Origin of the sequence: Sulfuricurvum sp. RIFCSPLOWO2_12_FULL_43_24, assembly GCF_001829605.1 — a bacterium.
Lineage (GTDB): Bacteria > Campylobacterota > Campylobacteria > Campylobacterales > Sulfurimonadaceae > Sulfuricurvum.
Window position 1 is genome coordinate 1 of the sequence record NZ_MIBT01000003.1, and the last position, 10,224, is coordinate 10,224.

The 10,224-nt window shown below is 43.3% G+C and carries 10 protein-coding genes and 2 tRNA genes; 3 read left to right on the plus strand and 9 right to left on the minus strand.

All coding sequences use genetic code 11. The features are described from left to right. The 8 genes from A3G19_RS00050 to A3G19_RS00085 form a co-directional block, all read right to left on the minus strand. On the minus strand, window positions 1-1,412 hold a 1,412-nt coding region (locus A3G19_RS00050), incomplete at its 3' end, for an efflux RND transporter permease subunit (RefSeq protein ID WP_294869899.1). After that, window positions 1,409-2,455: an efflux RND transporter periplasmic adaptor subunit gene (locus A3G19_RS00055; protein ID WP_294869901.1), complete on the minus strand. Its 1,047-nt coding sequence runs from the start codon at window positions 2,453-2,455 to the stop codon at window positions 1,409-1,411. The genes A3G19_RS00055 and A3G19_RS00050, both read right to left, overlap by 4 nt. Then, entirely contained in the window at window positions 2,455-3,639 is a 1,185-nt protein-coding gene (locus A3G19_RS00060) for a TolC family protein (protein WP_294869903.1), read from the minus strand. The genes A3G19_RS00055 and A3G19_RS00060 overlap by 1 nt, the downstream gene beginning before the upstream one ends. A 145-nt stretch (window positions 3,640-3,784) precedes the next feature. Continuing rightward, window positions 3,785-4,135, minus strand: a complete 351-nt coding sequence (locus A3G19_RS00065; protein ID WP_015652834.1) for a DUF3147 family protein — start codon at window positions 4,133-4,135, stop codon at window positions 3,785-3,787. Window positions 4,136-4,176: 41 nt separating this feature from the next. Further along, the gene (locus A3G19_RS00070; protein WP_294869905.1) at window positions 4,177-5,064 is read right to left on the minus strand and encodes a cation diffusion facilitator family transporter; all 888 of its coding nucleotides are present in this window, start codon (window positions 5,062-5,064) and stop codon (window positions 4,177-4,179) included. A 68-nt stretch (window positions 5,065-5,132) separates the two neighbouring features. Next, window positions 5,133-5,537 (minus strand): DUF350 domain-containing protein, encoded by a 405-nt coding sequence (locus A3G19_RS00075; RefSeq protein WP_015652832.1) that lies wholly within the window; start codon window positions 5,535-5,537, stop codon window positions 5,133-5,135. Between the two features lie 39 nt (window positions 5,538-5,576). Continuing rightward, a complete protein-coding gene (locus A3G19_RS00080; protein WP_294869907.1) occupies window positions 5,577-6,173 on the minus strand; it encodes a pentapeptide repeat-containing protein in 597 nt (198 codons plus the stop codon). Then, window positions 6,170-6,562, minus strand: a complete 393-nt coding sequence (locus A3G19_RS00085; protein WP_015652830.1) for a thioredoxin family protein — start codon at window positions 6,560-6,562, stop codon at window positions 6,170-6,172. Before A3G19_RS00085 ends, A3G19_RS00080 begins: the two co-directional genes overlap by 4 nt. 190 nt (window positions 6,563-6,752) lie before the next feature. On the opposite strand from A3G19_RS00085, the gene A3G19_RS00090 reads away from it, so the two are divergent. Both A3G19_RS00090 and A3G19_RS00095 read left to right on the plus strand, forming a co-directional pair. Next, window positions 6,753-6,828, plus strand: a tRNA-Lys gene (locus A3G19_RS00090). A gap of 21 nt (window positions 6,829-6,849) precedes the next feature. Further along, window positions 6,850-6,924, plus strand: a tRNA-Glu gene (locus tag A3G19_RS00095). Between the two features lie 93 nt (window positions 6,925-7,017). Here A3G19_RS00095 and A3G19_RS00100 read toward each other — a convergent pair. Continuing rightward, window positions 7,018-8,979 carry a PAS domain S-box protein gene (locus A3G19_RS00100; RefSeq protein WP_294869909.1) on the minus strand — a complete coding sequence of 654 codons (1,962 nt, stop codon included), beginning with the start codon at window positions 8,977-8,979 and terminating at the stop codon, window positions 7,018-7,020. 274 nt (window positions 8,980-9,253) lie between these two features. Between A3G19_RS00100 and A3G19_RS00105 the strand changes: the two genes are divergently transcribed. After that, window positions 9,254-10,129: a diguanylate cyclase gene (locus tag A3G19_RS00105; RefSeq protein ID WP_294869911.1), complete on the plus strand. Its 876-nt coding sequence runs from the start codon at window positions 9,254-9,256 to the stop codon at window positions 10,127-10,129. Window positions 10,130-10,224: the final 95 nt, after the last annotated feature.

Here is a 10,224-nt window from a genome sequence, read left to right on the forward strand (position 1 = left end):
ACGATCGTCATCGCCACGGGTGCAAAAAGTTTCCCTTCAAGCCCTTCGAGTGTCAAGAGCGGTAAAAAAACGACGGCAATAATCAAAAGTCCGCTAAATACCGAAACACTTACCTCTTTGGAAGCACGATAGACGAGATGAAGTTTTGGGAGCTTTTGATCCGCCTCACCCAGTTTGGCAAAAGTATTTTCAACCACTACCACCGCTGAGTCGACGAGCATTCCGACCGCTATCGCCAAACCGCCCAAGCTCATCAGATTGGCTGTAATTCCAAAATAACGCATCATGATAAAGGCTATGGAGAGTGACAACGGCAAAATAACGGCTACCGCTATCGCCGCTCGAACATCACCTAAAAATAATAATAGTAATAATATGACTAAAACAACCGCTTCAAGCAATGCGGTAGAAACCGTATCCACCGCTTTTTGAGTGAGTTGGCTCCGATCATAAAAAGGGACGATATTCACCCCTTTTGGAAGGGTCGGTTCCAATGCGGCAAGGCGCTGTTTAATGTCGATGATCGTCTCTTTGGCATTGGCTCCGCGCAGTGCCATCACGAGCCCCTCAGTCGCTTCGCCCAGACCATCTTTGGTGACAAAACCCAGCCGCGTACGCGACTCATCGTTCAGAGTACAAAAGTCGCCGAGACGTATCGGGCCGTTGTGCGAATGAATCGTGATATTAGCGATTTCATCGCTGTTTTGAACACCGCTTTGGACTTTGACCAAATACGCCTCATCCCCTTTGTCCAGTCTTCCAGCACCGTCATTTTTGAGGTTTTCTGCCAGTGCCGCTTCTAAATCAGCCAAGGTAATTCCCATACGCCCCATAGCACTCACATCGGGGATAACCGCGATGGTCCGTACTTCTCCGCCCAACGCATTGATATCCGCAACCCCAACCGCTCCCCGCAGTGCGGGACGGATGACGAAATCGAGCAGTTCGCGTTTGGCCTGCTGACTCAAATTTCCTTCAACCGTAAACATAAATACTTCACCCAGCGGTGTTGTAATCGGAGCCATCCCTCCGCTTACCCCTTTGGGCAGTGATTCCATCGCCGAAGTAAGTTTTTCACTAACCTGAGAACGGGCACGATAGATATCCGTACCATCGCTAAAATCAATGGTTATGTCGGCAATAGCGTATTTGGAGGTACTTTTGAGGAGGACTTGATTTTCTATCCCCATCAGTTCCGCTTCCAACGGACGAACGACTCTGGATTCTACCTCTTCGGGGGTCATCCCCGGAGCTTTAAGGATAATTTTTACCTGCGTAGGTGAAATATCGGGAAAAGCATCGATAGGGATTTTAATAAAGGAATAAATCCCGTAAACTATGATCGCCAAAGCGGCCAAAAGGACAATAATACGCTGTTTAAGCGAAAATTCGATGATGGAATTCAACATCATTCAAACCCTAATCCGCTCATAGCCCCTTTGAGGACAATGAGCCCGCTCATCGCTACTTGCGTGTTTTGATCAATTCCGCTTTGACGGACAAGTACCCCCTCTTTGCTCAGACCGACAATAGCAAGCTCTTGCGCTTGAAAACCCTTTGGCGTACGAATAAAACAAATACTTTTTCCTTGATGTTTTACAACAGCGTTTGAGGGGATGAGGATAGAGGTTAGCGGTTTAGATACCGACACAAATAATCCGGTGGTTGTTCCGGCTCGTAACTCGCCGGAGCGATCATGTAAACGGGCAATCGCAGTGGCAGAGTTCGTCGAACCATTTACGGATGGAGAGACAGAAATAATCGTACCGAGCGAAGTTCCTGTTTTATTGAACACTTTATCCCCTTTAGAGATCGAAGTAATTTGTTTGGGAGACAGGTTCAGCAGTGCAACCATCGCATCGGTATCCGAAATCCTAAAATAAGGGTGATACGGGGTGATTTTTTCAGCTACAGCCGATGGTGCAGTGGTAATAACCCCATTTTTTTGTGCGATAACCGCTAAAGAACCGTCCCTATTTGGACGAACTCCGGCAAGACCGAACTGAGCCTCAAGCGTCGAGATACGTGAGCGTAATGACGCCGCTTCGAGAGCGCTGATTTGATAATCACGATAGGATATAACCCCGTCTTTGTAGAGGGCTTCATCTTTTTTGACATTGTTTAGGATGCTTTGATAGCGATTGCGAACCTCTTTGAGTTCAAATCCATCCGCTAACAGTTCAGGGGAAGCGATACGGCCAAGAATTTCTCCTTGGCGTACCCGATCACCGGCGTGTACGTTCAATGCCGCTACTGACGCTTCATGATCCAGAAAATAGCTTTTGGATTTCTCTTCATCGTAGTCAATTTTTGCGATGAGAGGACCTACCGTTGCACTGCGGGTAACACTTACTTTCCCCGCTGTGATCCCCATTTTTTTCATTTGTGCTTCACTGATCGTGATCTGTGCCATCGCCGCCGTTGCCGCCATGAGCAGTAGTAAACTTCGTTTCATTACCAAATTCTCCCTATTTTTTCTTCAATTTCAGCCATCTCTTGAATGTAGCTTTGTTTCAGTTCGAGGGTGCGCAATCGTGCATCATAGTAGACGTTTTTGGATGCAAGGTATTCAAACTGCCCCATAACGCCCCCCTCATACCCTTTTTGTGCCATGGCAAAAAGAGTTTCATAATGTTTTTCATTTTCACCTAATACTTTGATTCTCTCTTCACGCTCGACTAAGTGCTCTACCAACCCACTGACACTGAGTTGAAGCTTTTGCTTGGTAACTTCCCGCATATGCACCAAAGCGCTGCGTTCACTCATCAGTGCCGCGATTTTATTCTCATTTTTGCTGCTCAGTGCCAAGGGGATTGAAAGACGAAAATCGACACTGTTTTGGGTCGGTTCTTGCGTCATTCCGACCCCGATAGATACCGATTCCACCGTTGAATGTCTTAGCGTTGCGATGGAGGCATCCAAGGCTTCAATCCGCGTATCCAGTGATTTCAACAGCGGAGTCTCTTTGAGATGATCGTCTAACGCGCCAGATTGTATAAATGCGAACTCCATATCGTCGATGATTACTTCATCCTTCACCATTGCCGCTTCTCTCAGACGATGTTGCGCATGTTCGGCTTCCATGAGAGCCGCCGCGACTTCTTGGAGTGTCATACGGTATTCGCTTTCCAGACGCAACAGTTCCATCTGCGACAATCGTCCGGCTTTGAATTTTTTCTCTCCGGCTTGGTAGGCTTTAAGGGAGAAATCCCGTTTTTGGATAAAAATCGAACCGCGTTCTTGTTCCAATCTGTACAAAAGCCAATCACGCTTTAACCCGATTTGAATCTGCCCCTTTTGGGCAGCCATCTCAGAGTGCATCCCTTTTTTTAACAGTTCGAATTCATGTTCCTGCGCTGAACGAAAGGATGGATTTTTTAGCGAATAATCCACCATAACCCCATATTCCGTACCGCTGTTGATAGGATCATCTCCCTTGATTCTTCGCGCCGATGTTGCAATGCTCATAGGATCAGAAGCCATGAGGGAAGCTTTTTCAAAACGGATGGCATTGATGCGACCGTCAACTTGGATCATTTCCCCTGAAACGGAATAAGCACGTTCGGAAAGTTCATTAAAACTTATTGCGTATCCCAAAAACGGCATTAAAATAGCGCTGTAGGCCCATGTTAATCTCATTGGATCGGCTCCATTCATTCGTTAGCCTCATAATAAAAATAGTTATGATGACATTCTATGGATTTAACGTGAGAAAATCATGAGAAAAGATTCATGTCAAGCAAGCAAATGGTGTCGTAAAAAAATTTACATCACTGAAATATACTCACCACAGCTCTATTCCAAACTGCCGAACGAGAAGTGAAAAGAGGATAAAACATACTATGGTAATGGCAACCGAAGCGCTCATGGCCCACCAAAAACCGACTCTTTCCAGTAAAATCGGAAACGCTAAAAACATCGGCAAGGTCGGAACAACATACCAAAACGTGTACCACGCATGGTTGGCAATTTTTTCCGTAGGCTGCTGTTCAACATAAAGCCAAATCAACGCCAGAAAAGTAACCAGCGGTAAAGCCGCGATCAATCCCCCTAGCCTATCGCTCCGTTTCGCCATTTCAGAGACAAGAACCACCACTCCGGCAGTCAGTAGATATTTTACAATTAGCCACGTCATTGTGATACCCCTTAACTATTTAACGACCCATCGGTTGCTGATCAAAACTCAAATACATCGATGTAGATATCAAGCCTATGCTGCGGAAGCATTTTTTGAATTTTATGTTTCAGCTCTTTGATATCCTGCTCGATTTCATACCCAAGTTTATCATCTTTAACGTTCATCGAGATCACCAATAAAACTTCCTCAGAGCCAATAAACATACTCCGTACCGAATTGATATGAACAAGAACGTTCGATTCTTCTTTGAGCAGGTTTTTGATTTGTTTAATCGTCTCTCGATCCAAACTTTCACCGACGAGTAATTTTTTCAGTTCAACGAACAGCAGTGTCGAAAGCGATAGCAGTAAAATTCCGATCATCAGTGCCGCGATCCCATCGAAGATAGGGTCCACATATAAAGAGAGGAGAAGCCCTATGGCTAAAATAAAAAGCCCAAACAGTGCACCGGAATCTTCGATAAGAACCACCAAAATATGAGAAGAGGAGCTTTTTTCGATCGTTTTAAAGATATCTTTGAGTTTCGTACCGCTCTCTTTGAGGGCAACTTTTAACGCTCCCCCCTCGAGTATCACGGCGAGGATGATAATGCCTACGATGAGCCACGGATGTTGAATCTCTTGGGGATCCATGATTTTGTGAATCCCCTCATACACTGAAAACAATCCGCCAAGTGAAAAAAGGACAACGGCCACAACAAACGACCAAAAAAAGTTGGCTTTTCCCTGCCCGAACGAATGGGCTTCCGTTTTTCCCCGTGCCGCCTGTTTTTGACCGACCAGAACGAGAGCTTGGTTACCGCAATCGGCAGTGCTGTGTATCGCTTCCGCCATCATCGAGGCTGAGCCGGTAAAAAACGCGGCGAGACCTTTGGCTACAGCAATAATTCCATTAGCCGCCAAAGCCGTTTTGACACTTTTTGACATCAATAAGAACCTTGGGATGGTATGCGCTTAGGAGTAACGAGGGGGAGAGAGGGTATCCTGTCCATGGCTTAGTAGCTCATGGAACCGGCATTGATCAAACCGATAGAGATCGACATAAACGCCATAAAAGTACCGACGGAGAGATCCCCGTTGTGAATATGCTTTTCAACGGAAAACTTGCCGCTAAGGCGTGTAAGTATAAAAGCAAAGACAAGCTGAATTGCCATAGCAACACCGGCCCACATCACGAAATCGATATACGAAACACTATGCACCAACGCACTGTAAAGGGGGATTGAGAGACCTAAAACAGCCCCGCCGAATCCAAGTGCCGCTGCGGTGTTGTTTTCACCGAAGATCATTTGATAATCGTCATACGGCGTAACTTTCGCGTAGAGAAAAAGGAAAATGCCGAAAACCGCTATTGCGGTAAAGAAGAAAAGAGCGAAGGAAAGAAAATACTCTAGAAACATGCTAATCCTTTATTTTAAGGCAATGATAGCTTAAAAACATTAACGGCACGTTACGTTTGCGTCGACTATCGCCTCTTCTTCTTTGGCGTGAGTGCATTGCGTTTTGCTCATCACCGTGTCGCTGAAATAGGTTTGCCAAAGGAGCGTCTTTTTCATTTTGGCCGTTCTCAGATCGTTGCGTATAAACTTCGATGCCCCCAGTTCAGAACCCCGAAAATCAGTTTTAGCAAGAATCGCATCGGTAAAATCGGCTTTCCACACTTTCGCATCCCGTATATCGGCACGGCTCAAATCGCTTCCGTTAAAATGGGCCCCCTTGAAATTAGCCCCTTTGGCGTGAATTCCACGTAAATCACTGCGCTCCATAGTGGCTTTCCAAAAGAGTGCCCCTTCCGTATTCGCACCGCGCAAACTACACCCGTTCAGGTCAGCCATCTCGAACATACTGCCGCTCAAATCGGCTTTGCTCAGATCACTCCCGTGAAAATCACCGCCGCTAAAATCCATTTTACTCAAATTCGCTCCCCGAAGGTCGCATCCGATACACTCTTTTTCTTCGATTGTTTTTTTCAGATGCGCAGCATCATAAGCATTTAAAGCAACGGCTAAAACACTCACTAACAAGAGTACTCTCATTTGATCCCTCGGATACGCTTCAGCTCACTCAAAAACTCACGTGCCCGCTTGCTCCCGATAATCGTCTCTTTTTTATTCCCCGATTTATCGATAAAAAACATCGTCGGAATCCCGAAAAAATCGTACCCCTCAGGGAGTTTGTTTTTATGAACATTTTTCTCGATTACGACAAAATGACGGTCCATATATCCCTCAACCGCTTTATCATGAAATACTTTTTGCTTCATGTAGGCACATTCGGGGCAATCATCCGTGGTGTAAATCATCAACACGAGTTTATTCTCTTTCCCCATCCCTGCAACCGCACTCTTAAACTGTTCATCATTTTGAATGGAAAGCGCAGAAAGGTTCAAAACCATCATCCCCACCATCAGTAAATATTTTATCATTTGGCCGCCTCAATAGTTAAACTTATCACAATAATATCATTTTTTATAATCGTTTTAGACTCTCACAGTGTACGTATCTCTATTTTAACGACAAATTGTTCCATATATCCCCAAAACTATTGACAAAAAAGGATGTAACCGCTATAATTCCCGTCCATAAATTGTGCTGGAACAGTTTATTGTTATTTATGTCCCGTTAGCTCAGCTGGTAGAGCATTTCACTTTTAATGAAGGGGTCGATGGTTCGAATCCATCACGGGACACCACTTTTTCAACCACATTTATGTGGCCCCATCATCTAATGGTTAGGATTCCAGATTTTCATTCTGGCCATACGAGTTCGAATCTCGTTGGGGTCACCATTTTTAAATTCCCAAACTACCTGCTTTCAAATCACCCATTCAACAACCAAGTACAACACAGTTATTTTTTATTTTGCGCAATGCAATGAATACTCATCCTACAAAAGAGTGTATATTTTCTACAACTTTATTGCGACCGCGTTCTTTGGCTTGGTAAAGCGCCTGATCGGCCCTTTTAATCATTTCATCGACCGATTCACCATCTTGATACTGTGTGAGCCCTATACTTACCGTTACTTTTTTATGAATGGAAAAATTGTTCTCTGCAATTCGCTCACGCAACCGTTCCGCTAAGACTTTAATTTCAGTGAGTGTCGTACTGGGGCACAGTATGATAAACTCCTCTCCACCCCAACGGAAGGGGTAATCACTCACGCGTAAAACATCGCGGATGATAAAGGCGATTTCTTTCAAAATCATATCGCCGATATCATGACCGTAGTTATCGTTAATCTTCTTGAAAAAATCAATATCCATATAAATAATCGAAAGCGGTATATCTTGACGCTTTCCGAAAGTAATTTCACGCTGGATAATATCATCAAATCGGAGACGGTTGTATAAACCGGTCAAAGCATCGGTCTGCGCGACATACTCAAGCTTCTTCTCCATCATTTTGCGTTCCGTCATATCAATCGCCGTTCCAAGCCCTGTCCACTCTCCCCGAAACTTGACCGTCGAAATGGCGATATAAAACCATCGAATTTCCCCCGTTCTCGTCACAATTTTCAAATCTTGGTAAATGATTTGATCTTGCAACTCCCCTTTTAATCTGCCTGTCACCCGCTCTTGTATAAACGCTTGTTCTTGAGGTGCGACAAGCTCCATAGGTGTTATTTTTTTTAGCTCATTTAAACTATATCCGGTCATTTTTGCAAATGCGTCATTGACGTAGAGAAAGGTTTCCCGATAGAGAAAAATACCGGCCAATGCACTTTCCGTCAGTGTTTTAAAAAGAACTTCACTCTCCTCCAGTGCCTCTTTTAGTTTTATCTGCTCAGTGATATCTTTTCCCGTCGAAATAAAGTGGGTGATAGCCTCTCCGGCAAGTCGGATCGGGGTGATCGTTTTTTCTTCCCAGTAAAGAGAGCCATCCTTTTTACGGTTTTGCAGACTCCCCTTATACGTATGTCCCGACAAAATCTTTTTCCATATCTCTTTGTAAACTTCAGCAGAAAGATTACCCGATTTAAAAAGTGAAGGTTTACCGCCTAAAAGTTTTTCTTTTTCCCATCCGGTTTGCTTTGTATACGCATCGTTAACGTATTCGATGATTCCCTCACAATCGGTAATCATAATCAAATCATCACTTTGTTCGATAATACGGTGCAGCTTCAACATCTCCTGCTGAGCTCTGATTCGATCGGTAATATCGATAATATTGACGACAAGATGCTCTTTGCCAAGATAGATCATTTTCTGAATACGCGCTTCCACATCATATTCGCTCCCGTCTTTACGGCGATGTTTGGTCTCCATGGTTAATAACGGTATCGTTTCATCAAGAAGGGGTTGAAGAAGTTGATTGAATTGTTCATGATCGTACTCTGGTTTAATATCGGGAGGACTCATCCGTGAGAGTTCATCCATTGTATAGCCGATATTATGCAAGGCACTCCCGTTGGCATAGCAGAACGTTAATGTTTTGGGATTAATAATATAGATTTCATTCAGACTTTTATCGATCAAATTTCCCAAAGATTCGAGAGAATGGGAAAGCTGGATTTCTTGCGTAACATCCTTATAAACAGCCATTACATAACCATTCTCCAAACGCGACACATCGTTAACACGCCATCCTTCACGTATATCATCACAATAATAGCCCGCTTTAAAATGTTCGGGATTGCCGGTCGTATAGACCCGTTCGAGTACCTCAAGCAAACCAAACTCTTTGACCCCCGGAAAAACCTTTTCCACACTTTTGCCGATAAGATCTTCGCGTTTAACGTTGTCTGTTTTTTCTGCTTGAAGATTAAAATTGACAAAAATAAAATCACCGTTTTCATACCGGTAAATTGCAATATTGATCGGTAAAGAATCGATTGGTATCAAAAGAGAACTCCCAAACTAGGTGAAATTATTGCCTAGGCAAAAAGAAAAATTGTATTTTAGTAATAAATTATTATAGCTTTTTTTCAAAAATATCTATACTTTTCTTCTCTAAGATTTTTTTTTGATTTTTTTTTGATACTATATGGTTATCTAAAATGAATATTTATAATGAAAAATGATATAAAATGGTTTTTTCTCCTCCATTATATGAAAAAGAGAACGTCATTAATATCTCATAATCAATGGTTACAATAAGCTTCACAAGGAGGCAGTTTTGTTCAGTTATTCCGCACATATCGAAGAACTAAAATCGGAAATATTAGATCGTAATTTGATCATGATCATTACCGATCCTGCCGGTATCATTACCGATGTCAGCAAAGGATTCGAAATTATCTCTGGATATGCCAAAGATGAATTAGTCGGTTTAACGCACGAAATTTTCAGCCATCCCGATACACCAAGAGAGATATTTACCCATTTATGGGAGACCATCGCACAAGGTCGCCCTTGGTGCGGCGAGATCAAAAATAAAAGCAAACACGGGTTAGGATATTGGAGTAAAATATGTATCGAACCGCTTCTCAATGATAAAGATATCCTAGGCTACGTTGGAATTTATACCAATATTACAGAGCAAAAAGAGTTAAGCCGCAAGGTAGAAATCGACCCTCTTACCGGTATTTACAACCGAGCGAAACTGCATCATCTTCTTATGAATAAAGTAGAACAAGCTTATTTTGAAAACACCTCATTCACCGTTCTCTTCATCGATTTAGACCATTTTAAATCGATTAACGATCAATACGGCCATCTAGAAGGTGATCGGGTCTTAATCGAGTTTAGTACCCTTATTCGTGAATCTCTTCGATCCAGTGACCTCTTTTGCCGATGGGGCGGAGAAGAATTTATTATTGTTCTGGATAAGACGGATGAAAATACGGCCTATCTTATCGCTGAAAAGCTCCGAAACCTCACTCAAGAGAATAATTTCGGACTCAATCGCCCCATCACCCTTAGCATCGGTCTTTGCCAGTATACTCCGACAAAAAGCATTGACGATACCATAAAGGGAGCGGATCAGGCTATGTACAAGGCTAAACATCAAGGAAGAAATCAAACGGTTTTGGCGTTCAATGAAGGTAAATAGCGATGTTTAAAACGAGAAATCTGACCCTTCTTTATATTGAAAGTGACCCCCATATTCGAGAACAACATGCGCACTTCATCCGAGGGAACGGATTA

Coding starts and splice junctions, on each gene's coding strand:
- A3G19_RS00055 (WP_294869901.1), bottom strand. CDS start 2,455: ATGAAACGAAGTTTACTACTGCTCATGGCGGCAACGGCGGCGATGGCA.
- A3G19_RS00080 (WP_294869907.1), bottom strand. CDS start 6,173: ATGAGAGTACTCTTGTTAGTGAGTGTTTTAGCCGTTGCTTTAAATGCT.
- A3G19_RS00070 (WP_294869905.1), bottom strand. CDS start 5,064: ATGTCAAAAAGTGTCAAAACGGCTTTGGCGGCTAATGGAATTATTGCT.
- A3G19_RS00085 (WP_015652830.1), bottom strand. CDS start 6,562: ATGATAAAATATTTACTGATGGTGGGGATGATGGTTTTGAACCTTTCT.
- A3G19_RS00065 (WP_015652834.1), bottom strand. CDS start 4,135: ATGACGTGGCTAATTGTAAAATATCTACTGACTGCCGGAGTGGTGGTT.
- A3G19_RS00075 (WP_015652832.1), bottom strand. CDS start 5,537: ATGTTTCTAGAGTATTTTCTTTCCTTCGCTCTTTTCTTCTTTACCGCA.
- A3G19_RS00060 (WP_294869903.1), bottom strand. CDS start 3,639: ATGAGATTAACATGGGCCTACAGCGCTATTTTAATGCCGTTTTTGGGA.